Annotated in this window: 25 protein-coding genes; 17 read left to right on the top strand and 8 right to left on the bottom strand. The window is 59.4% G+C overall.

Annotated features, from left to right (window positions below):
- Nucleotides 1–34 precede the first annotated feature (34 nt).
- Complete coding sequence (gene hemP, locus FYK34_RS14150) at nt 35–205, bottom strand: hemin uptake protein HemP (protein WP_149297461.1); 171 nt, start codon at nt 203–205, stop codon at nt 35–37.
- Between the two features lie 261 nt (nt 206–466).
- On the opposite strand from hemP, the gene FYK34_RS14145 reads away from it, so the two are divergent.
- From FYK34_RS14145 to FYK34_RS14065, 17 genes are all read left to right on the top strand, one after another.
- Nucleotides 467–1,198: an S-methyl-5'-thioinosine phosphorylase gene (locus tag FYK34_RS14145; protein ID WP_149297459.1), complete on the top strand. Its 732-nt coding sequence runs from the start codon at nt 467–469 to the stop codon at nt 1,196–1,198.
- 90 nt (nt 1,199–1,288) lie between these two features.
- The gene (locus tag FYK34_RS14140) at nt 1,289–2,710 is read left to right on the top strand and encodes a class I adenylate-forming enzyme family protein (protein ID WP_149297457.1); all 1,422 of its coding nucleotides are present in this window, start codon (nt 1,289–1,291) and stop codon (nt 2,708–2,710) included.
- The gene (locus FYK34_RS14135) at nt 2,707–4,065 is read left to right on the top strand and encodes an aldehyde dehydrogenase family protein (RefSeq protein ID WP_149297455.1); all 1,359 of its coding nucleotides are present in this window, start codon (nt 2,707–2,709) and stop codon (nt 4,063–4,065) included. Before FYK34_RS14140 ends, FYK34_RS14135 begins: the two co-directional genes overlap by 4 nt.
- Before the next feature lie 54 nt (nt 4,066–4,119).
- The gene (locus FYK34_RS14130) at nt 4,120–5,232 is read left to right on the top strand and encodes a radical SAM protein (RefSeq protein WP_149297453.1); all 1,113 of its coding nucleotides are present in this window, start codon (nt 4,120–4,122) and stop codon (nt 5,230–5,232) included.
- Between the two features lie 11 nt (nt 5,233–5,243).
- Complete coding sequence (locus FYK34_RS14125; RefSeq protein ID WP_149297451.1) at nt 5,244–5,741, top strand: acyltransferase; 498 nt, start codon at nt 5,244–5,246, stop codon at nt 5,739–5,741.
- A gap of 12 nt (nt 5,742–5,753) precedes the next feature.
- Nucleotides 5,754–5,981 (top strand): hypothetical protein, encoded by a 228-nt coding sequence (locus FYK34_RS14120; protein WP_149297449.1) that lies wholly within the window; start codon nt 5,754–5,756, stop codon nt 5,979–5,981.
- 109 nt (nt 5,982–6,090) lie between these two features.
- Complete coding sequence (rffA, locus tag FYK34_RS14115; RefSeq protein WP_149297447.1) at nt 6,091–7,257, top strand: dTDP-4-amino-4,6-dideoxygalactose transaminase; 1,167 nt, start codon at nt 6,091–6,093, stop codon at nt 7,255–7,257.
- Nucleotides 7,258–7,274: 17 nt separating this feature from the next.
- Nucleotides 7,275–12,044, top strand: a complete 4,770-nt coding sequence (locus tag FYK34_RS14110; protein ID WP_149297445.1) for a glycosyltransferase — start codon at nt 7,275–7,277, stop codon at nt 12,042–12,044.
- Between the two features lie 158 nt (nt 12,045–12,202).
- Nucleotides 12,203–13,054, top strand: a complete 852-nt coding sequence (locus FYK34_RS14105) for a flagellin N-terminal helical domain-containing protein (RefSeq protein ID WP_149297443.1) — start codon at nt 12,203–12,205, stop codon at nt 13,052–13,054.
- 73 nt (nt 13,055–13,127) lie between these two features.
- On the top strand, nt 13,128–13,550 hold the full coding sequence (locus FYK34_RS14100; protein ID WP_149297441.1) for a flagellar protein FlaG: 423 nt from the start codon (nt 13,128–13,130) through the stop codon (nt 13,548–13,550).
- A gap of 43 nt (nt 13,551–13,593) precedes the next feature.
- Complete coding sequence (fliD, locus tag FYK34_RS14095) at nt 13,594–14,955, top strand: flagellar filament capping protein FliD (RefSeq protein WP_149297439.1); 1,362 nt, start codon at nt 13,594–13,596, stop codon at nt 14,953–14,955.
- A gap of 47 nt (nt 14,956–15,002) precedes the next feature.
- Nucleotides 15,003–15,440, top strand: a complete 438-nt coding sequence (gene fliS, locus FYK34_RS14090; protein ID WP_149297437.1) for a flagellar export chaperone FliS — start codon at nt 15,003–15,005, stop codon at nt 15,438–15,440.
- A gap of 7 nt (nt 15,441–15,447) precedes the next feature.
- Nucleotides 15,448–15,786, top strand: coding sequence for a flagellar protein FliT (fliT, locus tag FYK34_RS14085; protein ID WP_168209752.1), 339 nt, complete (start codon nt 15,448–15,450; stop codon nt 15,784–15,786).
- Between the two features lie 128 nt (nt 15,787–15,914).
- A complete protein-coding gene (locus FYK34_RS14080; protein ID WP_149297433.1) occupies nt 15,915–16,265 on the top strand; it encodes a DUF2802 domain-containing protein in 351 nt (116 codons plus the stop codon).
- A complete protein-coding gene (gene fliK, locus FYK34_RS14075; RefSeq protein ID WP_149297431.1) occupies nt 16,262–17,299 on the top strand; it encodes a flagellar hook-length control protein FliK in 1,038 nt (345 codons plus the stop codon). Before FYK34_RS14080 ends, fliK begins: the two co-directional genes overlap by 4 nt.
- Nucleotides 17,283–17,618, top strand: a complete 336-nt coding sequence (locus FYK34_RS14070; RefSeq protein ID WP_149297429.1) for an EscU/YscU/HrcU family type III secretion system export apparatus switch protein — start codon at nt 17,283–17,285, stop codon at nt 17,616–17,618. The genes fliK and FYK34_RS14070 overlap by 17 nt, the downstream gene beginning before the upstream one ends.
- 69 nt (nt 17,619–17,687) lie before the next feature.
- Nucleotides 17,688–18,554: an NAD(P)-dependent oxidoreductase gene (locus tag FYK34_RS14065; RefSeq protein ID WP_149297427.1), complete on the top strand. Its 867-nt coding sequence runs from the start codon at nt 17,688–17,690 to the stop codon at nt 18,552–18,554.
- Between the two features lie 60 nt (nt 18,555–18,614).
- Here the strand turns inward: FYK34_RS14065 and FYK34_RS14060 are convergent, their stop codons facing one another.
- From FYK34_RS14060 to FYK34_RS20515, 7 genes are all read right to left on the bottom strand, one after another.
- The gene (locus FYK34_RS14060; RefSeq protein WP_149297425.1) at nt 18,615–18,887 is read right to left on the bottom strand and encodes an HU family DNA-binding protein; all 273 of its coding nucleotides are present in this window, start codon (nt 18,885–18,887) and stop codon (nt 18,615–18,617) included.
- A gap of 556 nt (nt 18,888–19,443) precedes the next feature.
- A complete protein-coding gene (locus FYK34_RS14055; RefSeq protein ID WP_149297423.1) occupies nt 19,444–19,776 on the bottom strand; it encodes a hypothetical protein in 333 nt (110 codons plus the stop codon).
- A gap of 1,133 nt (nt 19,777–20,909) precedes the next feature.
- The gene (locus FYK34_RS14050; RefSeq protein ID WP_149297421.1) at nt 20,910–22,688 is read right to left on the bottom strand and encodes a DUF927 domain-containing protein; all 1,779 of its coding nucleotides are present in this window, start codon (nt 22,686–22,688) and stop codon (nt 20,910–20,912) included.
- A complete protein-coding gene (locus tag FYK34_RS14045; RefSeq protein WP_149297419.1) occupies nt 22,685–23,704 on the bottom strand; it encodes a DUF7146 domain-containing protein in 1,020 nt (339 codons plus the stop codon). The genes FYK34_RS14050 and FYK34_RS14045 overlap by 4 nt, the downstream gene beginning before the upstream one ends.
- Before the next feature lie 92 nt (nt 23,705–23,796).
- Nucleotides 23,797–24,009 (bottom strand): hypothetical protein, encoded by a 213-nt coding sequence (locus tag FYK34_RS14040; protein WP_149297417.1) that lies wholly within the window; start codon nt 24,007–24,009, stop codon nt 23,797–23,799.
- Nucleotides 24,006–24,326, bottom strand: a complete 321-nt coding sequence (locus FYK34_RS14035) for a hypothetical protein (protein ID WP_149297415.1) — start codon at nt 24,324–24,326, stop codon at nt 24,006–24,008. Before FYK34_RS14035 ends, FYK34_RS14040 begins: the two co-directional genes overlap by 4 nt.
- A complete protein-coding gene (locus FYK34_RS20515; protein WP_168209751.1) occupies nt 24,326–24,502 on the bottom strand; it encodes a hypothetical protein in 177 nt (58 codons plus the stop codon). Before FYK34_RS20515 ends, FYK34_RS14035 begins: the two co-directional genes overlap by 1 nt.
- Nucleotides 24,503–24,696 lie beyond the last annotated feature (194 nt).

Genomic DNA, 24,696 nt, shown 5'->3' with positions numbered 1-24,696 from the left:
TTCCGCTGGCTGGCTGTCGGCTGGCTGGCGGGGGTTATTTGATCAGTATCAGTTTGCCGTTGCGGGTGAGCTGCAAGCGGTACAGCTCGCCCTGATGCTCGATCAGGATTTCGCGTCCGCCTCCAAACAGCTGGCGGCTGTGCAGCATGGGCGTCGCCGGGGCGGGGCCGCCGGGCTTGGGCGTGGGGGCGTGATTGGCACTCATTTGCTAATGATAACCATTATCAACTAATTGATCAAGATCAAGCCACACGCCCATCCCGCCCGTAGATGGGCCGTTTGCGAGAGGGGTGAGTAAAGAACAAAGACAAGTTCAAGGTAATGCTGCCATCTCGCCGCGCCGACGCGGATTAGTTGTCCATTCCCGCGCCGATTCGGACATAATCAGGAAAAGCGGCGGGATATTGTCGAACGGTATGGACCAGCGCCATGCGGGAGCCGCTCAGAACGACAAAGGGGGATGAATATGTTGGCAATCATCGGGGGCAGCGGACTGGCCCAACTGCCGGTCCTGGAAGTCACTCACCGCCAGGTCGTGCGCACGCCTTATGGCGATCCATCATGCGCCCTGACCTATGGCAAATTGGCCGGGCAAAACGTGGTGTTCATCGCCCGCCACGGCTATGGCCATTCGCTGGCGCCGCATGAGATCAATTACCGCGCCAATCTATGGGCGCTGCATAACCAGGGCGTCAAGGGCGTAATCGCCATCGGCACTGTCGGCGGCATTCGTCCCGACATGGCGCCGGGCCGGCTGGTGGTGCCGCACGACATCATCGATTACACCTGGGGTCGCAAGCATACCTATTTCGAAGGGCCGGAGCGTCCGGTAGTGCATGTCGATTACACCTCGCCTTACGATGGCGGCTTGAGGCGCCGGCTGGGAGAAGCTATCGCGGCGACTGGCATCAGCGGGGTCCGCGACGGCGTTTACGCTTGCACTCAGGGGCCAAGGCTGGAGAGCGCTGCGGAGGTGCTCAAGTTAGAGCGGGACGGAGCCGATATCGTAGGTATGACCGGCATGCCGGAGGCGGGATTGGCGCGCGAGCTGGAGCTTCCGTATGCGCATCTATGCCTGGTAAGCAATTGGGCCGCCGGCAAGGGGGGGCGCAGCTCTGTGGAGTTCGACCCAGCGACTGGCGCCAGCGGCGTTGCCGCCGTGATGGCTTGCCTGGAAATGCTGCTCCGCGCCAATTGATCTTCCATGCCGATGGCGGAGCGTCGCCAACGCCTTGTGATGGCCGCGGCGGCACTCCGCCATCGGCATTCCTTTAAGGAGAAATTCTAGATGTCAGCATTGCGTTATCAATTTTTCGAAGAATTGATTTCTCCTTATCTCGACGAACCATTTTTGCTGTTGGAGAGCGGCGCCTCGATCCGCTACCGCGATTTTCTGCAGCGCTCGGTACGCTTGCTGAATCATTTGGTCCATCAGGGCGCCCGTCATGGCGACCGCGTAGTCGTCAGTCTGGATAACCGTCCCGAGTATTTGGAGCTGGCCATGGCGCTGGCCCTGGGCGGCATGACGCTTTGCCCGCTGGACCCAGAGGTTTCCATCGCTCAATTGAAGAAGACCAAGGCGCTGTGCCGCGCCGCCATGACCATCACGTCCTATGACCAGCTGGCTTATGCGGTGGATGAGGCGTTGCCGGATTGCGCGCGCCAGGGCGGCTTGGACGAGCCTTTCCTGATCATTTTTTCCTCGGGCACAACCGGCGCGCCGAAAGGCATCGTCCAAACGTTAAAGAACTTCTTTGGCGCGGCGCGAGCCTTTGCCCTGGCTTCAGGCTTTGCCGCCGGCAAGGTGACCTTGCACAACTGGCCGATGTTCTATAACGCGGGTTTGTTCAATCTATTTGCCTGCCCCTTGGTCAGCGGCGGCCGGGTTGCGCTGGCCAAGCGCTTTGCCGCCCGCGATTTGGCCGGCTTCTGGCAGTCGTTGGATCTGCACAAGCCAGACTATGTCTACCTATCGCCGACGATGGCTACGACGCTGACCAAGACAGCCAGATTCATCCCCCACAATCCTGAATGTTTGCGGGCCGCGCGGGTGATTTCCACTAGCTCTATCCTTTATCCGTCGATCAAGGAGGCTTTCCTGAAGCAGTTCGGCGCCGGCATCGCGCCATGTTTTGGCATAACAGAGTTGGGCGGTTCCTTCAGCATGGGAAATGCGGACAGCGCCCCTTACTCCGTCGGCAGGGTGATGCCGGAGGTGGCGGTCAGCCGGGATGATGAGGCTAATGGCGAATTGTTGGTCGCCACCCCTTATATGGCGCTCGGCTATCTGAATCAGGATGGCGAGCTGGACCCGTTTGATCGAAGCCAGGCCTTCAGGACGGGCGACATCGGCTACCTGCGAGACGGCGAACTCTTCATCTCGGGCCGGATCAAGGACGCGATCAAGAAGGGCGGCGAGTTTATCAATCTGGCTGAGATAGAGGACTTGGTCCATGGCGCTGGGCTATGCGAGGAATGCTATGCTGTCGGGCGTTTGGATGAGTTCTGGGGCGAAACCTACGATGTTTTCTTCGTCGCAGGCGAAGGCGCCCAGCCAACGGCGGTGGTGGATGAGCTGCGTAGATTGTTCAACGCGTCGTTGCCGCAATTGCAGCGGCCGGATCGCATTGTCGCGGTGGACTCGATACCCCGCACCGCGTCCGGCAAACCCATGAAAAGACTGATGCGCTATCAGGAGGGGATGGAGTGAACGGCATCTCGCAGACTTTCAATCCGCGCACCGGGGCGCTTGTCGGATCTTATCCTCGCGCCGATGAGGCCGAAGTGGCTGCCGCTGCTGCGCGGGCTGGGGTGGCGTTTCGTCAGCATTGGCGCCATCGGGGCAATGCTGAGCGGGCAGCAGCGCTGGCCAGCATCGCCCGTTGGTTGCGCAGCGAGAGCCAGGCGGTGGCCGCCGCGGAGGCCGCGGATACCGGCAAATCGCTGGAAACGGCTCTGGGCGAGGTGGAGGGCGCGGCTAGCTTGTGGGACTATGCCGCCGCGTTGGCTCGCACCGTCAGGGAAGAGTCCATGGACGGCGGCTCGGCGGGCGCATTGGCGATGACGCTGCGTGAGCCCTTGGGCGTGGTGGGCATGATTTTGCCTTGGAACTATCCGCTGATCACAGCCGCCGAGCGTCTGCCATTCGCCTTAGCGGCAGGGTGCTGCGTCATCGTGAAGCCTAGTGAGTGGGCGGTGGGCGCGCTCGCGATGCTGACGGCGGCGATTCGGGCGAATCCACTGTTCCCCCCCGACGTGGTGCAGGTCGTTTTTGGGGAGGGCCGGGACGCAGGGCGGGCGCTGGTCGAGCACGAGGCTATCGACATGATCGCTTTTGTCGGCTCAACCAAGGCCGGCCGGGAGATAGAGGCTGCCGCCGTCGCGAGGGGCAAGCGAGTCAGCAGTGAATTGGGCGGCAATAATTTTGTGTTGGTGCACGCCGATGCCGATTTGCCGCGCGCGGCGTCCGCCGTTTTGGCGGGGGGGCTGCGCAATGCAGGCCAAGCCTGCATCGCGGGCACCCACGTGCTGGTGGAGCCGTCTGCGGCCGACGCGTTTGTGGACGCGTTGCAAGGCGAGTTGAGGCGCTATCTCGAATCGGCGCAGTTGCAGCCCATGATCAATGAGCGAGAGAAGCATAGGGTTCAGCGGTTGTTGGCTTTGGCGGGCGATCAGCTTCACCTGCTGCCGGGCTCCCGGATGGACGGGCCGGGTAATTGGCTGGGACCTGTGGTGCTGGATCATGTGCCCTTGGATTCGCCCTTGTTGGCGGAGGAGATTTTCGGCCCCGTCATCACGATCACCCGGGCGCCGGCCGATGAGTTCTCCGCGGCCGTGGCCGCCAGCGGATACGGGCTGGCCGTCTATCTATGGACGGAAAGCAGCCGCCGGGCCTTGTCCTTGGCCAGAGACTTGAGGGTGGGCCGGATTTGGATCAACGCGGATCCGGAGGCGTGGCTGCCGGAACTGCCGGTGGGCGGCTTCGCCGCTTCGGGTGTAGGACGCGAGTGCGGTCCGTGGGCATTGGAAACGTATTCCTTGCCGAAGTCGGTCTTGATTGGATAAGCAGCTATAGCGCCGGGCCGACTGCCCGGCGGCAGGCATCATTGGGAGTGCAGCATGGGACAGATATCGCGTCCACTGTCTTTAGTGGAAAAACTGAAGCAGGAGTCCGTTCAGGATTTCATCAATAAATTCTTGTGGAACAAGAGCAATAAAGCGCCGCTCGTGGTGGAACTGGATCCGACGACGGCTTGCAATCTGGCTTGCCACGATTGCATCAGCGCCAATTTGCTGAACCAAGGCGGCATAGACAACGAACGCTTGCTGCGTTTGGCCCAGGAGTTTGCCGAGCATGGCGTGCGCGCTGTGGTGCTGATTGGCGGCGGCGAGCCGATGGCGCACCCGAAGTTCTCGGCTTTGGTGGACGCGCTTTACGATAGCGGCATCAAAGTGGGCGTGACCACAAACGGCACGCTGATCCAGCGCAGCTTTGAGCAATGCGTAGACAAGACCAGCTGGCTGCGGGTATCTGTGGATGCCGGCAGCGAGGAAGTTTTCGCCGAATTCCGGCCGCATGCCAGCGGCAAGTCGCAGTTCAATCTGGTCATCGACAACATGCGGAAAATGGCGAAGAGCAAGAAGGGCTTGCTGGGCTATTCCTTCTTGCTGTTGTCCAAATTCGCCGACGACGGCCGCCTGCTGAGCACCAACGCCGTGGATATCGAAAAGGCGGCTCTGTTGGCCAAGGATATCGGCTGCGACTATTTCGAGTTGAAGCCGGCTTTCGACATGATGCACTTCTTGCAGCAGCAGGACTTGTCGGTGGTGGAGATGGTGAATGCCAGTCTCAAACGCATTCATGAACTGGCGGACGAATCCTTCAAGATCATCGCGCCATTCACGCTGGAAGAGGCGCTCAATGGAATCGGCACCCAGATCAAACCTTACAATCGCTGCCTGACCGCGGAGCTGAGAACCGTCATCACGCCGAGCGGCGCTTATGTTTGCCCATACCACCGCGGCAATTTGAATATGCGCATCGGGGACATCGCTAAGGTTTCGCTGGAGGAATTGTGGAAAGGAGATCGCCGAGCCAAGGTGATGGATCGGGTCGACCCGGCCAAGCATTGCACCTTCCACTGCATTCGCCACGAGTCCAACTTGCTGCTGGAGAGAATGGCTGCTGGCGAGGTGGTGGATGCAGTGCCGGATTTTGATCTTTTCATCTGATGGGTAACATCATGCAGTCGCAGAATCTGAGCCGGGAGCAACTGCTGGCACTGGGGTTTTCTTCCGTGGGCCATAATGTCAAGGTTTCGCATCGTGCGGTGTTCCATGCGATCAGTGGTAGTCTGGGAGATGGCGCACGGATTGATGACTTCGCGGTATTGACCGGCCATGTAGAGGTGGGTGCCGGTGCCCATATTTCCCCTTTTTGCTTCCTCGGCGGCACGGGCGGACGCATCGTCATGGGCCGGGGAGCGGGCTTGTCCACCCATGTCAGCATTTTCACCAAGAGCGATGAGTATCAACAGCCGGGACTGGGAGGGGAGCGCAGCAAGGTGACTGGCGATGTGATCATCGGCGATTACAGCATCTTCGGCGCTCAATGCGTGGTATTGCCTGGCTCGGTGGTCGGGGCGAATTGCTCCATCGGCGTGGGGTGCGTCGTGGGCGGTGAGGTGGCCGAGGGGAGCCGGTTGGTGAGCATGGGCATCAAGAACGTGCGGTTGCAATAGCGAGGCTAAGCTATGGACAAGATCGAAAGCTGGATTCGAGAGTACTTTAGGGAAGAGGGTGTGACTGAACTGGACGCGGAACGGCCGCTGTTCGAACAGGTAGATTCTTTCCATGTCGTGGGTTTCATGCTGGCATGCGAGGAAACCTACGATTGCTTCCGCGCGATGGGGGCGGATGCATTCACGGGTTTGACGCTGGGCCGGATCGCGGCGCTGATCGACGAGGCCCGGGCGGCGTGAGCTTGGGCGCGGCCGGAACACCGCCGCTATGCCTGTTATCTAGAATAAGAAAATGCGGTCGCTTGCGGCGGACTTCGAGTGCCGCCTCCGAGCAGAGCGGAGAGTCTCTATGCTAGGCAAATCAAAAAAAATACCTTTTGCCAAACCCTTCATCGTCGGCAAAGAACTGTTTTATATGGCGCAAGCGGTCATGAACGGTTCCATCGCCGGCGATGGCATATTCACGAAGAAGTGCCAGCAATGGCTGGAGCGCGAATTAGGCACGCCTAAGGCGCTATTGACCCACTCCTGCACCGCCGCACTGGAAATGGCCGCGATCTTGGCCGATATCGGGCCAGGGGATGAAGTCATCATGCCTTCGTTTACCTTTGTTTCCAGCGCCAATGCTTTTGTGCTGCGCGGTGGTGTGCCGGTTTTCGTGGATATCCGCCCAGATACGCTGAACTTGGATGAGAGCAAGGTGGAGGCGGCGATTACCTCGCGGACCAAAGCCATCGTAGCGGTGCATTACGCCGGACAAGCCTGCGCGCTTGAGGCGTTGCAGGGGATATGCCGCAAACACGGTTTATTGTTGATAGAGGACGCGGCTCAAGCCATTCTGTCTCGTTCGCATGACAAGGCTTTGGGCGCGATAGGCGATTTGGGCTGCTTAAGTTTTCATGAAACCAAGAACGTTATTTGCGGCGAAGGCGGCGCGCTCTTGATCAACAACCCCGATTTGATAGCGCGAGCAGAGGTCATCTGGCAGAAAGGCACTAACCGCAAGGCCTTCTTCAGAGGCGAGGTGGATAAATATACTTGGGTGGATATCGGTTCTTCTTTCCTGCCCAATGAATTGACCGCGGCGTTTCTATTCGCACAGTTGGAACAAGCAAAGCGCATCAATACACATCGCTGCAATCTTTTTCGCCGCTACCAGAAGGCTCTGCAGCCCTTGGCCTCACGGGGTTTGTTCCAGTTGCCGCAGCTGGATGAGGATGGCGTGCAAAATGCCCATTTATTCTATCTGATGTGTGCCAGCGAAGCCCAGCGGGACGAACTTATCCGGCACTTGGGCGCACAGGACATTTCGGCGGTATTCCATTATGTTCCCTTGCATAGTTCGCCCGCGGGCATGAGGTTGGCCCGTGCGCATGGCAGGATGGATGTCACGGAGAGAATCTCGTCTTGCTTGGTGCGCCTGCCGCTATTTTCTGAGATGACTGTGGATCAGGTAGACGTTATTTGCCGCGAGGTCGGGCAATATTTTTCAAGTACGGGCGCAACAGCCAAATAAGTTTGCTAGAGGGAAAAATGTCTAATCATAAACAGTTGTTTGCCCCCCTGGGCGCGCCTTACTACTTTTTTATTCCGCCTTTTCGCGAGACATCCGGCGGGGTGCGTGCCTTGCACTATTTATGCCATGTGCTGAATGTGGCAGGGCAGGAAGCGTATGTCGTCAATCCTGGCACTTCGCCCAATTTGAGGACGCCCGTTTTGTCCGCAGAGATCCGGCTGGGCCATCAAAAAGCCGGACGAGAAGCCGTAGTGGTATACCCTGAGGTGGTGCATGGTAATCCGCTCGGGGCACGCTTCGTTGTTCGCTTTTTGTTGAACATACCGGGCTTTCTGGTTGGGGCAGGCCTGCATGAGCTGGACTGGAGCGAGAGCGATCTGATTTACTCCCATGGTCTGGATATTATTCCCGATGGCTGGGACGTGCCGCTCTTGCAAGTGCCGTTGATCGATACGCGGATCTATAACAGCGAGGGCGTCGATGACAGCAAGCGTAAAGGCACTTTGTTATGGTTGCATCGTTATCCGCAGCGCGGCGGCGAACAGCTGCCGATTACGCGCGACGCATATGAGATTTCTTTTAAAGATGGCGAAAAATCGCCCGTAGAGCTGGCGGAGCTTTATCGCAGCGCCGAGCTGTTGTACACGTACGAGCATACTACGGCGTGTTTCGAAGCCTTGTTGTGCGGTTGCCCGGTAGTGTATTTGCCGAATCCCCAAATGTTGCCCAAGCCCATGCATAGTTATTTTGGGGATGACGGCACGGCCTGGGGACATTCCCCGGCGGAGATCGCCAAGGCGAAGGCGACGGTGGGCAAGGTCTGGGGTAATTACCAGGGTTTGCAGGATGTCTTTTGGGATGAGCTGGAGGCATTTATCGAGCGAACCCAGCATCATGTGGCGGAAAACACCAGAGCTAAGTCGCCGAGTACGGACCTAACCAATTCTCGCAAGCCTAAAATAGGGGTTTTCACCCGCGATCTGCCGGATATGGCTTGCTTCCGTTTGCGAATCTGGGATCCGATCCAGCTGATGTCACCCTACTTCGAGCTTTGCTTCCATGTCGGCATGGCGAGGAATTTGCTTGAAGCGGAATATCCCTATGAGACGGACGACGCGTTTATCGCCGATATGGACATGTTCCTGGTGCAACGTGCCTACCCGATGCCGGAAACGCGCGCCTTGCTGGATCGAGCGGTGTCCAGCCGCAAACCGGTGATATACGAGACCGATGACTGGCTGCTGGATATTCCAGAGTCTCATCCTCAATTCGACCAGTTTGAAACAAGTTTCGACCATATCAAGTGGATGCTGGAAGCTGCCACTTTGGTAACTGTGCCCGCGGAGACGCTGGCTGCCAAGATAAGACCGTTCAATCCGCGCGTTTTTGTGTTTCCCAATGCATTGAGCGAAGCCCACTGGGTCGACCCTCTTCCACGTTCGGAACAGGTCGTGATCGGTTTTGCCGGCACTTCTACCCGCACGCGCGAAAACAAGCTGTTGAATGCCGCGCTTGCACGCATTCACAATGACTATGCTGGCCGAGTCAAGTTTGTGATGTGGGGCATGTGTCCGCCGGAGTTGCGAGGCAAACTCGATGTCATGGAAGTCTCCAGCATTGTTTCTTTTTGCGAGTTTTACGAGAAACTGGCTCACTATCGAATCGACATCGGCTTGGCGCCCTTGTTTCCTGGTTCCTTCAATGAAGGCAAATCCGATCTCAAGTGGGTGGATTATTCTGTTGTCGGCGCATGCACAGTCGCGTCCGATGTCGGCAGTTATGCCTGGCTGAAAAATAGCGGCATGGCGACGGTGCTGCCTAACGACGCGGACGCGTGGTATGAGGCGATCGCCAATCTGATCGAAAATCCTGAGTTGCGAACGGCGCAGACCGAAGCTGCACGAGAATATTTGCTGCGAAACCGCACCTTGGAAAAAGTCGTGGCTTCGATTTACCAGCAGTGGCGCGAGCTACTGCCTCAGTTCGCTTTGCCTGCATCGATGGTTAAGCTAGGCGAGGTCAATGACAAGAGTCTGTCTCTATTGAGCGGGGATGAACTTAAACTTTACAACCGTTGGGTAGAGGATCATCAACTCAGAGAGGTGCATGCCGAGGAAATGGCCGAACGAATGATGACGGTATGGCAACGTCGTCCCATGTTCAATTTGCTCGCGGTGGTGCCGAAAGACAAGCTGAAGCGCTTGTCGGAAACATTGGATGCGCTGCAGAAGCAACTGTATCCGAATTGGCGGCTGATCATCTTGGCAGAAACGCCTGTGCCGGATCCTGTGTTTGAGAGTAGCCCGCAGTTGGGCTGGTTGCAGCTGGATGATCTGAATGACCCGGAAGCTTTTGCCGGTGTACTCAACGGTATTGTCGCGGACGTACCTGCCGACTGGATTTGGTTGTTGCCTGCGGGGTTTCGCCTGGAACCAGGTGCTTTGTTGAGAATAGCCGAGGGTTGTCATCAGCATCCGGAATGGATGGCGGTCTATTGCGACAGCGATGTGGTGTCGCCGATGGGAAGGCGTTTCAAGCCTTTGTTCCGTCCGGATTTCTCCCCGGAATACCTGCGCTCGATGGACTATATCGGCGATGCCTTGCTGTTCTCTGCCGAAGCCGTGGCGAAGTTAGGCGGCTTCCAGCCCTATCCCGGTGCCTACTGCTACGATTTGTTGCTGCGGTTGACTGAGGATTATCCTCTGGAATGCGTGGGGCACATCGATGACATGCTGCTGTCTCTGCCATGGGGAGGGGATAAGCAGAACCGTATTTTGGCCGCCTCCAAGCAGGTGGTGTTGGAAAATCATGCGTCGCGTTGTGGTTTGCCCGTCAAGGTCAGCCAAGGCTTGCTCGAGGGTACGTACAACTACGAATATTTGCTGCAAAAACAGTCCCTGATATCGGTGATTATCCCCAATCGCGACAAGCTGGAGTATTTGCAGCCTTGCGTGGATACCTTGTTCTCCAAGACCGCTTACCAGAATTTCGAATTGATCATTGTCGACAATCAATCCGAGTTGCCGGAGACGCTGGACTACTACCAGGAATTGCAGGACAACCATCCGGGCAGGGTGCGCATTGTCGCCTATGACGCGCCTTTCAATTTCTCCGCGCAGTGCAATCTTGGCGTCCAAGAATCCAGTGGCGACTATATCCTGTTGTTGAATAACGATACGGAAGTCGTACAGCCGCAGTGGCTGGAGAGAATGTTGGCTGCCGCGCAGCAGCCGGGAGTGGGCGCGGTCGGCGCGAGACTGTTATTCCCCGGCGCTGCCAGGGTACAGCATGCCGGCATTGTTTTGGGCATGCCGGGTGGGCTGTTTTCCGTTGCTGGCCATGCCTTTGTGAATCAACCCATGGATGACCCCGGTTACATGAACCGCGCCGTCACCATGCAGAACTATTCCGCGGTGACTGCCGCGTGTCTGCTGGTATCCAAATCGCTGTATCTGGATGTGGGCGGCATGGATGAGACGGAGTTCAAGGTATGCTTCAACGATGTCGACTTCTGCCTGAAGATATTGCAGAAAGGATGGCGTAATGTGTACCTCCCGCAAGCGGTGGTTTGCCACCACCATGCGCGAAGCATCACCGTCAGCACTAGCGATCCCCGCCTTGCGCTGCGGGCGCTGACCCGCGAGCGGGATGAGCTGGAGAGGTTCTTGCGTAAATGGATGCCCATGTTGCGGCGGGACCCGGCATACAACCGAAATTTGGCACTGACGAACCCCAATATGCTGGTCGAGGTCAATCGAACGACGGCATGGGTACCGGATGTACCGGGTCGTAAGCGGATATTTGGTATGCCGGTGCCGGGCGGCAGCGGCGAGTATCGCCTCAGCCAACCGCTGACTGTATTGCAGCAGCAAGGTAAGCTAGATGGGGAGATACTGCAGCCGAACCGCGGCGTGCCGAGCTTGGCAGAAATGGCTCGCTTAGCTCCTGATACGCTGTTGCTGCACATTGGCGTGCAGGATGTGGTGATCGATGCGATGGCGGCATACCGCGAGTATTTGCCGCAACTGAGATTGATGCTGGGCCTGGACGACCTGGTCGGCGGCTTGCCTGAGAAGAGCAATCTCCACGAGCATTGGCGGCGCAATTATCCGGATGCCAAGGCTCGCCTGCGTAAGGTGCTGCAGTCCTGCCACGGCTTAATCGTTTCCACCGAACCGCTGGTGGATTTCGCGCGGGGCATGGTGGATGAGATTTTCGTCGTGCCCAATCGCTTGCGCAAGGAAGCCTGGGGAGATTTGCACTCAGCGCGTCGCAATGGCAGGAAGCCGCGTGTGGGTTGGGTAGGAGCCGCTCAGCATCGAGGGGACTTGGAGCTGCTGCATCAAGTGATCGAGGCAACTCACGAGGAGGTCGAGTGGGTGTTCATGGGTATGTCGCTGCCACAGTTCCGCGATTGGGTCAAAGAGGTGCATCCCTTCGTCTCATTCGAAGAGTATCCAAAGAAGATGGCCTCGCTGAATCTGGATCTTGCGGTCGCTCCATTGGAGATCAATCCCTTTAATGAGGCGAAAAGCAATCTGCGGCTACTGGAGTACGGCGCGGCGGCTTGGCCGGTTATATGCTCGGACATCTTCCCCTACCAGACCAACGACGCGCCGGTATGCCGTGTGCCGAATGAGGCAAAAGCTTGGATCAAGGCGATTCGCGAAAGAGTGCATGACTTGGATGCGGCGGCAAAGGAGGGGGATACTTTGCGGGAATGGGTGCGCAAGCACTATTGGCTGGAAGAGCATAACGACGACTGGTGCCGAGCGCTGATCGGCTAAGGGGGTAGGGTAGATGATGGCCGCGGGCGGAGCGGCTCGCGGTCATCATCGCAGTCTCAAACAGAAAATCGCGGTCGTCTCTAAAGTTCAGGTAGTGGACGCCGATAAGAGGTTTAAGCAAGTCTCTTTGCCCACTTAAGCGTATCAGGAGATTCATCATGGCTATTACCGTCAACACCAACGTTGCCTCGCTCGGCGCGCAGATCAATCTGAACAACTCGCAGAACTCTCTGCAACAATCGCTGCAGCGCCTGTCCTCCGGCCTGCGCGTGAACAGCGCCAAGGACGACGCAGCCGGCCTGGCGATTTCCCAGACCCTGACCTCCGCCATCCGCGGCAACAACCAGGCGATTAAGAATGCCAACGACGGCATCTCGGTAGGCCAGACCGCTGAAGGCGCGCTGGGCTCCATCGCCAACAACCTGCAACGTATCCGCGAAATCGCCGTACAGGCCTCCAACGGCTCCGTCAGCAATACCAACCGTTCGCAGCTGCAGAACGAAGTGGACCAACTGACCCAGGAAATTTCGCGTATCGTTCAAACCACTCAGTTCAACGGCACTTCGCTGTTGTCCGGCGGCTCCGCGCTGTCCTTCCAAGTAGGTTCGTCCGGTAGCTCCGACAACCAGGTGTCCGTAACCGCCACCGACCTGTCCAGCGGTACCAACGTGCTGTGTGCGTACAACTCCGCGTTGTCGGCCACTGGCACGATCAGCATTACCTCGCAGAGCGCCGCGTCTGCCGTGCTGAGTGCCCTGGACAAGGACATTGCATCGGTTTCCACGGTGCGCTCCACCTGGGGTTCGGTGCAGAACCGCTTCGACGCCGTGGTAGCCAACCTGCAGAACTATGTGCAGAACCTGAGCGCCGCCAACAGCCGCATCGTGGACGTTGACTTCGCTTCGGAAACCGCTAACCTGACCAAGAACCAAATTCTGCAACAGGCCGGTTCCTCCATTCTGAAGCAAGCCAATAGCCTGCCTCAGTCTGCGCTGACGCTGCTGCAATAAGTTATAACTTGATGGTAAGCCAGTCTGCAGCTCCGGTTGGGCAACCGGAGCTGCGGTCACGAGGAGCGTGATCATGCAAATCCCATCCATCCTGTCGCCATCGATCCCAGCGACGAGCGCCCCGGTACAGCGCCAACAATTGACTGAACTGGCGCAGGCTTCGTCCGGCGATCAGTCGCAGCCGGTGCTGGCTGATTCCTCACAGGCTGTGACTGCGGCTGGGCAGAGCCAGCAGCAACAGCAACAGGCCGATGTGTTGAAGCAGAAGGCCGATCCCAAGCAATTGCAGGAATCGGTGTCTCAACTGAACAACGCGGCATCGGTATACAATAGCTCCTTGCAGTTTTCCGTCGATAAAGACACCGATACGACGGTGGTCAAGGTTGTCGACAAGGAAAACAACAAGGTGATTCGTCAAATCCCGTCCGAGGAAGCGCTGCGCATCGCCAAGGCGATCGGCGACTTCAAAGGATTGCTGCTGAAGGACAAGGCATAAAGTCTGAACGTCCTGGCGCAGTCATAAGAAAATTGGAGATAACATGGCCTCCATTTCCGCCACCGTGGGCGCACTGGATGTACAGGGCATCGTCAGCCAGCTGATGCAGATCGAGCGTCAGCCTCTGAACGACAGTCAGAAGAAGCTGGACCAGTACAATACCCAATTGAGCACCATGGGCAAGCTGAGTTCGGCTTTGTCCTCGTTGCAAACCTCGATGTCGCAACTGGCATCGGGCAGCTTCCTGCAAGTATTCAAGGCTTCGGTCAGCGATAGCTCGATGGGCTCGGTGACGACTAGCAGCGGCGGCGTGGCCGGCACCTATCAGGTATCGGTTTCGAGCCTGGCGACCAGCCGGCAGCTGGTTTTCGATCAGGTGGGCGGGCAGGCCGTCACTGATCCCAAGGCCGCCATCGCAGGCGCTCCCAGCCAATTGTCTTTCCTGGTCGGCGGCAAGACGCAGACGGTCAATCTGCAAGCGAATCCGGGCGATACCGTTTCTTTGCAAAACATCAGCGACAAGATTAATGCAGCCGGCATCGGCGTGAACGCCTCGGTGGTGCAGAATGGCCAGCAATACAAGCTGGTGCTGGCCGCAGCCAACTCAGGCACAGACAATCAATTCACCATTACCGGCGGCGGCAGCGATTCCGGGGCGACTAGCGGGTCTACCTTGGCGGGCTTGTCGCAGAGCGCAACCGCGGCGGGAGAGTCGCAAAATGCCCTGAACGCCAGCCTGAGCGTAAATGGCGTGGCCTTATCCGCGTCCAGCAATAAAGTTTCCAGCGCCATTCCTGGCGTTGAACTGGATCTGTACAAAAAAGGCGACTTCACGGTGTCGATGTCTCCGGACAGCGCGGGCGTGGCCAAGAGCTTGCAGACCTTCGTCGATGCCTACAATCAGGTGATCAACGAGGTGAAGTCGGCGCGTTCAGGCACCATGAAAGGCAATGCCTCCATTCTTGACATCCAGACGCGCTTGCAGCAAGTACTGTCTGTTGGCGTGGCGGGGGCGGACCCGGTCAATTCCTATGCGTTCTTGTCTCAGGCGGGCATCGCGTTGCAAAAAGATGGTTCGCTGAAGCTGGATCAGAATGCGTTCAACGATGCATTGAAAAAAGACAAGCAGGCCGTCAGCAATTTGTTCGGCAATGCCGCCAATACCGGTTTTGCCCAACGCTTCAACCTGGAAATCAATGCTATGCTGGGCCCCAGCGGCGTGATCGAAACCAGCAAGAGTTCCATCCAGACTCGAGTGAGCGCGGAAAAGCTGGCGCAGGGTTCCTTGCAGTCCCGGCTGGACACCAAGCAGTCGCAGCTGCTGCAGCAATATACCAGTTTGAACGCCACCCTGGCCCAGATGCAGGCCGGCTCCAGCAGCTTGTTCAATTTGATTTCCAAGTAAATGGAAGGCGGTCCAGATCGCCTTGCGGTTAAAAAAGATGGTGACCCATGCTGAATTCACGAATGCTCAAGCAGTTCAATCAGGCTTATGCCAATGACGCCTTGAAGGCGGCAGTGTATGGCGCGAGTCCGATTGGTATCGTCGTGATGCTCTATGAAGGGGTGATCAAAGCGGCCATCTCTGCCAGCATAGCCATCGACGCCGGCCGTTTCGATGAAAAAGCCCGTATGATTTCCAAGGCGGTGGACATTCTGGAAGGTCTGCGCATCGCCTTGGATCTGGAGCAGGGGTCGGAGGCGGCGGTCAATTTGAATGACCTGTACATCTATATGAAGATGCGCTTGGCCCAGGCCAGCCTGAAGAACGACAAAGAGATTCTGTCCGAAGTGAAGAGTCTGATGGAAACCATACTGCCGGCCTGGCAGCAGGTGGATCGAGATCATGCGGCGGCGCAGGCTGGAGCCAATGCCAACTCCGGGGCTTGAGGCCGTCATGGAGCAGGACTTAGACGCCAAGAACTTGGCGCTGGCCGATTTGATTCGGAAGCTGGAGTCTGCCATCGGGCCGCTGTTGGAGGCGGCCAATCAAAGAGACAGCGCCCGTTTCTCAGCGCTGCTGGCGCGCAATGAGGAGCAGACCAAGCAGCTGTTGCAGCGCTTGGAGGCGGGGGAGCGAGATCGCTTGAGCGCGGAGCAGCGCGCCACGCTGAAGCGCTTGCTGGCGACGCGGGAGGAGGTTCAGCAGCAGGTCGCAAGCTGGGCGGATCATGTCAAGGAAGAGCTCAAGGCCTTGAGCCACAGTTCTAAACTCCACCGCCAATACAAAGGATGAGGTCCCTGTTTCTTGGGCGCTGGGCATGGCGCGAGGCCCGCCGGGCGGCAAGGTTTTGGCTTGGGTTGTGCGGTTTTTCGCCATAAACTTAAAGTCACTGTGGACGCTCACCCAAGAGGGGATTCTCCATGACCGGCGCCTTCCCATATCTGATGATAGTGCTCTGGCTTGCTCTGGCCGCTGCCGTCGTTTATCTGTTTCGCCGCTTGCGGCGCCTGGAAGGCAAGCGCGATAGTCTCACTTCCCTGTATCTGGACCAGCAGCAGCAGCAGATCAGCGCTTTGCAGCGCGATGTAGTCAGGCTGCAATCCAAGCTGGAGCATCAGTCTGGCGTCGAGACGGGATTGAGTCCCTATAATCAGGCCATCGAGATGATACGCCAGGGGCTGACAGCTTCGGAGGTCGCTTCCCGCTGCGGCATTTCCCGTAGCGAGGCGGAGTTGATCGTATCGCTTTATCGAAATAGCCCCACTTCATGATTCCATCGCTTCCCAACGCCATCTCTAGCTCGACGCAGGGTTCCGCGCTTACGCCGAACCAGCTGCGCACTACTGTCGATGGTAGCCGTCTGCTGCAGGCGCTCAGCCAGCCTGACAGCTTGCCCTCGCTGATGGTGGGTGAGTTGTTGACCGCCAAGGTGGCGGATCAGTTAGGTAATAATCAGCTGGCGGTTTTGATCAAGAACGCGCTGTTTACTCTGAGCCTGCCCCCAGGCGCCAATCCGTCCGGCGACACTCTGAATCTGAAGGTGGTGTCGCTCACGCCGGCGCTGACATTCGCCCTGCAGGATGAAGGCAAGGCCGCACCCGCGCCGCAGGACGGCTCAGTTGCCGTCAAGCTCAGTACCGCCTCCCGCTATTTGACCACCCTGCTCAATGCCGGCGAGGCAAGCTTGACCGACAAAACGGGCAAGACTCTACAACTGGATGCCGGCTCCCAAGCGCCAGAGCAACTGGCCAAGCAATTGCAGAGCGACGTCAAGCAGAGCGGCCTGTTCTATGAGTCCCACCTCAAGGATTTCAGCAATGGCTTGCACACGCTGGAGCAATTGAAACAAGAGCCCCAGGCCAAACTGACCCTGACCCAGCAAGCGCTGGACGACGGACAGAAAAACCCGTCGCTCAAACCGCAGCTGCAGGAGTTGGGACATCTGGTGCAGCGGCAACTGGATGGTTTGGAACAGAAAGCCGTGCAATTCCAAGGCCTCGCTTGGCCGGGCCAGCCTATGCAAATGCAGATCCAGCGCGAGCCGATGGAGAATGAACGCCGTGGCGATGGTCGGGAGGAAATCCCGGTTTGGAGCACCAGTTTGTCGCTTGAGTTGCCGGCCCTGGGGGGGATGGGCGTGCGCGTAAGACTGGTGGGGCAATCGGTGCAAGTGTCTTTTCAGGCCGATGACGACGATACCGGCCAGATGATCCGGCAGCATGCCGCGCGTCTGCGCGATGGCATGGCCTCGGCCGGACTGGTGCTGGCCGGACTGGCAGTGAATCCAAATGAACCAGCAGAATAATGACGACAAGCGCCGCTCCGCGGTGGCGCTTTCCTACCAAGACGGTCAGCGGTCCCCTCGCGTGGTGGCGAAAGGGTATGGCCAGATGGCGCAGCGCATCATCGAGTGCGCGCAAGACGCAGGCGTTTTCGTTCACGATTCGCCAGAGCTGGTCTCCCTCCTGATGCAGGTTGACCTGGACAAGCATATCCCGCCCGAGCTTTATCGCGCTGTCGCGGAAATCCTCGCCTTTGTCTATTACCTGGAACACCAGGCCGGCCATTCCCAGACCGAATTCGATGACTGGATGGCGCGCCGCGCGCCCGTCAGCAATCCCTGATCGCGCCTCTGGCGCCGACTGGCGCAATCGCCTATGCTCAGCCGATTGGTCTCATTTCTGGAGAGTGGCATGCGTATTGGTTATATCGGACTTGGCATCATGGGGCGCCCTTGCGTGCTCAACCTATTGAAAGCGGGCCATGAGGTTAGCGTATGGGCGCGCAGCCGGGAGCGCGCGCAACCCGTGCTGGACGCGGGCGCAGCATGGGTGGAGAACCCTGCCGAACTGGCCGCGCAGGTAGAGGTGCTGGTCAGTAATGTGTCCGATACCTTTGACGTCGAGCAGGTGTTGCTGGGCGAGCAAGGTGCGATCCATGGCGCAAAGCCTGGCCTGGTTTGCGTCGATATGAGCACTATTTCGCCCAATGGCGCGCGTCGCATTGCGGCGGCGTTGGCGGAAAAGGGCGTCGACTTCCTCGACTGCCCGGTGTCGGGCGGGGAAGTGGGCGCCATCAACGGCACGCTGACCATCATGGCGGGCGGCAAGGCGGAGGCGTTGGAAAAAGCGCGGCCGGCGCTGCAGGCTATGGGCCAAACCATTACCCGCATCGGCGACAGCGGCGCCGGTCAAGTCGCCAAGGCGTGCAATCAGATCGCCGTGGCGGCCGGCGTGGCGGCGGTGGCGGAAATCGTCAAGCTAGCGCGCGCCTGCGATGTGGATCCGGCGCCGGTGCGCGCGGCGCTGCTGGGGGGATTTGCCCAAAGCCGGGTATTGGACGTCCACGGCCAGCGCATGATAGACGACAATTATGCGCCAGGTTTCAAAGCCAAGCTGCACGCCAAGGACATGCATATCGTGATGGAGACGGCCAGAGAGCAGGGCGTTGCGCTGCCAGCGGCGGAACGTGCCATGCAGCTGATTGATCAATTGGTGGCGCAAGGAGACGGGGAGCTGGACTCCTCCGCAATTGCCAGGCTGATCTGGCAACAGAATTGAGGGTGAGATGAGAAAGGGCCGCGTCCATGACGCGGCCCTTTCTCATGATCGGGTGGCCGTTTAGCCGCCGATGCGGTCCTTCAGTTGCTTGCTGGCGACGAAGGCCACTTTGCGCTTGGCCGGAATCTGGATGGTTTCACCGGTTTTCGGGTTACGACCGGTGCGGGCGGCGCTCTCCTTCACCTTGAATTTGCCGGCTACGATGCTCAGCTCGCCATTGTCGGCCAGAGTGTCCAGCAGAACTTCGTCAAAGGCACCCAGCACGCGCAGGACATCGGCTTTGTTCAGGCCGGACTTGTCAGAGAGGAGGGCAATCAGTTCGGCTTTGGTCATGGAGTATCTTCCAGGAGAGTCGTAAAAGCGCATTTTCCGTGATTTTCATACAACAAGAAAGCTGGCTAAGCTTTTTTTGTCGCGTGAACAGCCATGAGGTCGGGCATGGCGCGGCAGCGGCATCCGCTCAAATGAATAAAGCCCCGGCTGGCGGGGCTTTTGTGGTTTCGCTGACACGCCATGACACGGCGTGAAAGTTTACTCGATTGTATCTGAATATTGAGTAAGTGGCTGTAAGCCTTGCCTGACAATGATCTTGCTACTCGCGTTTTTCTTATGGGTACACCCGTGTGTACACGGAAAACCGGAGTGCTCGTGTCGTCGGTGCGTTCTGGTTCGATGAGCCGGTCATAATCGGGCAGGTTCGATATTGTCTGACATCGCATGGGGTTAATGCCGCACGCGACCACGCGGGCAAAAAAGGGCTTGCAGCGGCTCATTCATGGGGTTGGTTTTCGCAAACGCACGCGAACGGCACTTGCATCCCCTGGCGCCCATACATCTGAGCATTGCATGGGATTGTTTTCGCAGTCGTTCATGGGGTTGATTTCGCAAATCAGCCGATCAAGTGATTGATGGCCGTCTGCGCGGCGTCGATTCCGTCCACCTTGAAGGGCATGTGCTGCGTTTCCTGTCGGAGTTGGTCAAGGATGGCTTGGGCCTTCAGGGCGTGATACTGGCGGACGGACTTCAGCGTCGCGGCCTGCGCGTGCTGGATGTGCTCGTTGATGGCGATGAAGTGCGACTCGGCCACGCGCGCCGGCGTGTCCTGGCCGCGCTGCAGCGGCACGACATAGTCCGGTTCACGGTAGATGACGATGCGGTCGCGCGGCCGGACCAGCTGGGCGACGATGCCCAGCACGATGAAGATGATGAAGATGATCGACATTCGATCAGCATAGCATCGGCGCCGGCGGCGCTGAATGCTTACTTTTGCTTACCGGTCGGTGGTTCGTCGCCGGCTGCCTGATGTCTGGTTTTGTCAGCCTCTCATGGGCTTTGCTTGTGCCGCGGTGGGAAACCATCATTTACCATCGCCCGCGCGCCACGCCATCGCCCAAAATGCTAACAATTCCTAACATCTCATGGGGTTCGCTTCCCCTTGCCAACTCAAGTTTTCTCTAGCCTTCATGGGGTCTGCTTCGCCCGCGCCTTATGATTTCCTAGTAGACCAGCGCGGTTCGCTTCACGCGAACCTTATCATTTCTTATCAGCCTCGTGCGGTCGCTCCCTGCGCGAAACCCTAGCAATTCCTAGCATTTCACGGGGTCTGCTCCAGGTGCTGACGTGATAAAACGTGATCGCTCATGGGGTTTGCTTGAGGCTGCAGGATAACAGTTGATATCCGGCCACCGGCTACGCGGTAGGCCGCAAGATCAACATTTCACAACACGTCATGGGGTTTGCTTGCGCTTCGGCGTGGTGCCGTTCTGCGCGGCCCGTCTCTTGGCCATTGGCCTTGCGGTAGGCATCGCCTTGCAGCTGGACTTGGAAATAGCCGGGGAAGCCGGTGAGGTGGGCGGTGCGGTCTTGGGTCTGGGTCATGGCTATGTGAAATGTTATAACATAACAATTGCAGTTTAGCAGAATGTGGATTTCCAAGAAAAGAGGCGCGATGCTGGCCGCGCCTGGTGGGGTGAACTGGTGGTGATGCCAGCCGCTGGCCGGGCTGGCCTCCTGGGATCGCGTATATATAGCGAAAACATGCGGGAACAGCGGGAACGCGGGAACAAGGCTTGCAAGACATTGAAAATAAAGGGATATGTTGTTCCCGCTCTGTTCCCGCTTAGGGTGTTTTGTTCCCGCCTGCTGTCGCCTGGCTGGCGATGTGTTCCCGCCTTGTTCCCGCGCTGTTCCCGCATTTTGGCGGGGTGCGGGAACAGGTGAAACCCTTGCCAGACAAGGCTTGCAGGCGGTTTTTGAGGGCTTGTTCCCGCGTTCCCGCCTGTTTGCATCGCTGCCTACACGTGCGCGCGCTTGCGCGTACTGGTCGCGAAACCTGCAGGCGTGCGCATGAGGCAGTCAGCCAGCCAGCTCGTCGCCGGGTTCGTTGGCGGCCTCCAGGTCCACCGACAGCATCAGGAAATACCGCCCGCCTTTCGGGTGGCTGGGGGTGCGCTGTTTGCTGGTGAAGTGGCCCGGTTTGCATTGGAGCATGCCGGCGGCGGCCAGCGCCTTGCACGCCTTGTCCCGGTCGAAGCCGGCGATCACTTCCGCGTCGAACACGGCCGGCAAAACTAGATATTCCGGCTCGCCGTCTGTGGTGTAACGGCGATAGCCGGCCAGGTTGGGCACGCGCGGCAGCTCCTCGGCAATCGGCAGCGCGATGAAGCGCGCCAGGCCGTGAGTGTCCAGAAAGTGGCCTGCCTGCCGGGTAATGGCCTTGTCCTCATGCTTGCCGGCGCCGTTGATGGCCAGCCATTCGCGGGAGATGCGGCGCATGGCCTCGCGGCCCACACCAGCCGCCCAGCCAGTCAGCCCGCACTCTGTCGCCAGCTCCAGCGCCACCGCCAAGACGGCGAAACGGGCAGCAATGCGGCGGGCCTGGCCGACAGCGCCGGCGGGCAAGGCATCACGCCATGCCGCCATGGCTTCGCGCAGTCGTGCGGCGATCTCGCAGCGATGGGCGGCAACATGCGCGATGAACGCGCGGCCGGCGGTCCCATGATGGGCAATGGTGGCGTCTTTGATCGCCTCCGCCAGCTGGCCGGGCGTGTCATGCTCATGCAGGCATTCGAACGCGCCATAGCCGGCGCCAGCGTCTGCAGGAATGCTTGCCAGGCGGGTTTCCTGGCCCGCCTTCACCCGCTTGCCGTTGCCGCTGAGGAACTGGCCAAGTGGATGCTCTCCGGTGGACAGCGCCAGCACGCGCCAGCGCGGCATCTGCCGGTTCCCGCCTTCCTTCGCGCCTTGCGCCTTGCCTATGCCGTTGAACAAGCGATAGCTGGCCATGCTGACGGCGTCCGGGCTGCCCTGGCCGACTTCGTCCAGCACCATCAGGCCGTCATTGCGCGCGGCGGCGCTATTGGCCAGCGCCAGCGGGGTGGCGTCCCAATTCAAGACCTGCAAGTCAGGATGGCCCCAAACTGAGCCGGCCATGCGCGCCACGGTGGTTTTGCCGTCGCCGGAGTCGCCAAACAGGTGAAAGCCGCCTGATTCCAGATCCACCAAGCTGGCCAGCGGCGCGGCAAAGGCGCAGCCCAGCGCCAGCATGCAGCGGCTGTTGCCGGCAGCGAGGCGGGCCACGTTGTCGCGCCAGCTGCCCACGTCGCCTGCGGCCTGGTACGCCTCGGCGCTGCTGAGGTCGCCATTGTAGAAAACCGGCTGCTTGGACTGCCCCAGCACCTCGCCAGACGGCAGGATGTAGGCGCCATGCTGCCAGCCGCCGCGCTCGGTGACGCGGTGCAAGGTGTTGTCGCCATCGGTTTGCAGGTATTCCGCCAGCCGCTCTTGCAGGCCGCGGCGCGAGGAGATGGCCAGGCCAGCATCCCGCAGCATCGCCCAGCCTTCACGCTCGCCCGCCAGGCGGAGCGGAAAGGCCACGCGGCGAGGCGTGCCGCTGCCACGACTGCGCCAGGACAGAATGCGATACTGGCGGCCGGTTTCGTCTTCGCCTCGGCCGATCAGCTCCAGGCGGTCGCAGAGGGAGACAGGCGGCAGTTCGGTCAGCTCGCCGGTTTCCGCGTTGCGCTTCACGTCGATGAACTGCACGGCGTCGTGGGTGACTTGATAGCGCGGGCGCAGCGTGAACTTGTCCGCCTCCAGCGCATTTTGCAGGGCTTCCAGATCGTTCTTGCTCATTGCGGCTTCCTTGTTGCGGTCAGCACGTCCAGCCAGTCAGCGCCGGGCGTGCTTGGTGTCAGAATGCGGACTTCGCGGCCATCACTCACGAGGCGGCGCGCAAGCGCTTCTGCGGCCTTCTGGCCAGTTTGGCTGGCGTCGTTGTCGGCCATGATGAAAACCTCGCCAGCGGCGTCAGGAATCGCGGCATTGGCCATTCCCCAGGCCGACACGGCCGCCCAGCACGGCATGCGGCTGCCCAGGGCCACGGCCAGCGCGGTTTCGATGCCTTCGGCCAGCGCCAGCCGGCCATCCTCCGGCGGCTGCAGACGGATCGCCGCGCCGCGCATGTCGCCTTCGCGACCGGCCATCAGCTTCTTGACCTTGAGCGCTTCGCCGCTGGTTGGGTGGCGGATGTCAGCCTTGCCGCCGGCGTCGTTCAGGTAGGTGCGATGCAGCGCCACCAGCGCGCCGGATGGCGACGACACAGCGCCCAGCATGGCCGGGAAGTGGCCCAGCAGCACCGGCCGGCCAGCGACCTCAGCCCAATAGGGCAGGGCAGGATGATGGCGCAGCGCATCGGGGCACGGCTCCAGCACCAGTCCACGGCCGGCCAGGTAGCGCGCCACAGGGTCGCCGGCGGTGATGGCTTCGGCCTCTTGCCACAGCCGGACGATGGCGGCCCGCTGGTCTTTTTGGCGTTTTGCCGGTGTTTGGGCGGGTGTTGGCCGTTCGGGCAGGGGTTGGGTGCTGTCGAGGCCCAGCACGCCCGCCACGGCGCGCGCAGCAGCCAGGAAATCGCAGCCAAGCCAGTGCTGCACCAGCGCGAAGCCGTCGCCGCCCTGGTTGTCGATGCCGCGGCAGACAAAGCGGCCGCTGCCTTTGTCGATCCACTGAAATCTGTCAGTGCCGCCGCAGGCCGGGCAAGGCTGATTGCGGCGCCGGGCCAGCACCTCGGCGGAGATGCCCATGGCGGTCAGGATGTCCGGCCAGCGTCCCACTGTTTGCCGGCGTAGTTCGTCGGTGTTAAATCGCATGAATGCCTTTCGCAGACGTGAGGAGGCCCGCACCCGAGAACGTGCTCGGGTGTGGGTCAGGGCCGCCCCATCGTCAGATTGTTTCTTGGTATTTATGCAGCTGAAACAGCTACTTTCCTGGCGTGTTTCGAATGGTGTTTGGTCTTCGGGCTGACCTCTGCGGGAAGACGTTTCGCAATGCGAGCCTCAGCGGCTTCGATCTTCTCCATCATTGAGGTCGCATCGCCGAATCTCGTAAACTCAAAACTTCCATCGGAGTACTTCACCAGTGAAATGCTGGCAACGATCTGCTTGTCTTGGCTCATGCTAGTTCTCCTTTGGTCGGCAGCGCGCGAGCGGTAGCAATGACGCCGCCTTCCAGTTCTGCAAAACGGGCCACTTCGCCCATTAGACGCAGAGCGTGGCCCATGTGCTGCAGGACTGTGACCTCTTCGCCAGTATCTGCCGCACCATAGTTCAACACCAGTTCACCAAGCATGGCGATGGTTATAGCGACATCGGCTTGCAGCATTTCCGCATGACTGGCGGCAAGATCGCATAGCGCAGCGTCTGCAGTGCGCTGCTGGAATGCCTGATGATGGTCAGCAAGGAGTGTGAGGCTGTTTTCGAGGTATTGGGCCATTACCGCACCTCCGACACGTTGAAGCCTTGGGCGGCCGACAGGATGACGGCGCGGCGGCCTTGCGAAACCAACAAGCGAGCGAGCGCGGCGGCTTCGGCCCTGGTGGGCGTCGTTGCGATGGAAACAGCGAAAAAGGGACGGATGGCGCGGAGAGCGCGCAGGGCGATGCTAGGCATGGTGACTGCCTCCTTTGTGGGTTTAGGCCCACCAGCCGAGGCTAATCGGGGGTGGCAGGCGCAGGGCGGGATTAGCCTTACTGGCACAAAGGAACCAGCGCATCCGAGGATGCTCCCGCCGAGGCCCGCCATGAAAATGGACGCACCAATGGCGTGTAACGGACGTAAAAAATGCCGCATATGGCGGCTATCCG

The organism is Chromobacterium paludis, from assembly GCF_008275125.1.
Taxonomy (GTDB): domain Bacteria; phylum Pseudomonadota; class Gammaproteobacteria; order Burkholderiales; family Chromobacteriaceae; genus Chromobacterium; species Chromobacterium paludis.
Note: the sequence above shows the minus strand (reverse complement) of the source record. Positions and strands in the feature narration are given on the sequence as shown.

Coding starts and splice junctions, on each gene's coding strand:
- FYK34_RS14055 (WP_149297423.1), bottom strand. CDS start 19,776: ATGTCGATCATCTTCATCATCTTCATCGTGCTGGGCATCGTCGCCCAG.
- FYK34_RS14060 (WP_149297425.1), bottom strand. CDS start 18,887: ATGACCAAAGCCGAACTGATTGCCCTCCTCTCTGACAAGTCCGGCCTG.
- hemP (WP_149297461.1), bottom strand. CDS start 205: ATGAGTGCCAATCACGCCCCCACGCCCAAGCCCGGCGGCCCCGCCCCG.
- fliS (WP_149297437.1), top strand. CDS start 15,003: ATGCTGAATTCACGAATGCTCAAGCAGTTCAATCAGGCTTATGCCAAT.
- fliD (WP_149297439.1), top strand. CDS start 13,594: ATGGCCTCCATTTCCGCCACCGTGGGCGCACTGGATGTACAGGGCATC.
- FYK34_RS14040 (WP_149297417.1), bottom strand. CDS start 24,009: ATGAGCCAAGACAAGCAGATCGTTGCCAGCATTTCACTGGTGAAGTAC.
- FYK34_RS14145 (WP_149297459.1), top strand. CDS start 467: ATGTTGGCAATCATCGGGGGCAGCGGACTGGCCCAACTGCCGGTCCTG.
- FYK34_RS14140 (WP_149297457.1), top strand. CDS start 1,289: ATGTCAGCATTGCGTTATCAATTTTTCGAAGAATTGATTTCTCCTTAT.
- FYK34_RS14125 (WP_149297451.1), top strand. CDS start 5,244: ATGCAGTCGCAGAATCTGAGCCGGGAGCAACTGCTGGCACTGGGGTTT.
- FYK34_RS14035 (WP_149297415.1), bottom strand. CDS start 24,326: ATGGCCCAATACCTCGAAAACAGCCTCACACTCCTTGCTGACCATCAT.
- FYK34_RS14110 (WP_149297445.1), top strand. CDS start 7,275: ATGTCTAATCATAAACAGTTGTTTGCCCCCCTGGGCGCGCCTTACTAC.
- rffA (WP_149297447.1), top strand. CDS start 6,091: ATGCTAGGCAAATCAAAAAAAATACCTTTTGCCAAACCCTTCATCGTC.
- fliT (WP_168209752.1), top strand. CDS start 15,448: ATGGAGCAGGACTTAGACGCCAAGAACTTGGCGCTGGCCGATTTGATT.
- FYK34_RS14050 (WP_149297421.1), bottom strand. CDS start 22,688: ATGAGCAAGAACGATCTGGAAGCCCTGCAAAATGCGCTGGAGGCGGAC.
- FYK34_RS14045 (WP_149297419.1), bottom strand. CDS start 23,704: ATGCGATTTAACACCGACGAACTACGCCGGCAAACAGTGGGACGCTGG.
- FYK34_RS20515 (WP_168209751.1), bottom strand. CDS start 24,502: ATGCCTAGCATCGCCCTGCGCGCTCTCCGCGCCATCCGTCCCTTTTTC.
- FYK34_RS14070 (WP_149297429.1), top strand. CDS start 17,283: ATGAACCAGCAGAATAATGACGACAAGCGCCGCTCCGCGGTGGCGCTT.
- FYK34_RS14120 (WP_149297449.1), top strand. CDS start 5,754: ATGGACAAGATCGAAAGCTGGATTCGAGAGTACTTTAGGGAAGAGGGT.
- FYK34_RS14080 (WP_149297433.1), top strand. CDS start 15,915: ATGACCGGCGCCTTCCCATATCTGATGATAGTGCTCTGGCTTGCTCTG.
- FYK34_RS14105 (WP_149297443.1), top strand. CDS start 12,203: ATGGCTATTACCGTCAACACCAACGTTGCCTCGCTCGGCGCGCAGATC.
- fliK (WP_149297431.1), top strand. CDS start 16,262: ATGATTCCATCGCTTCCCAACGCCATCTCTAGCTCGACGCAGGGTTCC.
- FYK34_RS14100 (WP_149297441.1), top strand. CDS start 13,128: ATGCAAATCCCATCCATCCTGTCGCCATCGATCCCAGCGACGAGCGCC.
- FYK34_RS14130 (WP_149297453.1), top strand. CDS start 4,120: ATGGGACAGATATCGCGTCCACTGTCTTTAGTGGAAAAACTGAAGCAG.
- FYK34_RS14065 (WP_149297427.1), top strand. CDS start 17,688: ATGCGTATTGGTTATATCGGACTTGGCATCATGGGGCGCCCTTGCGTG.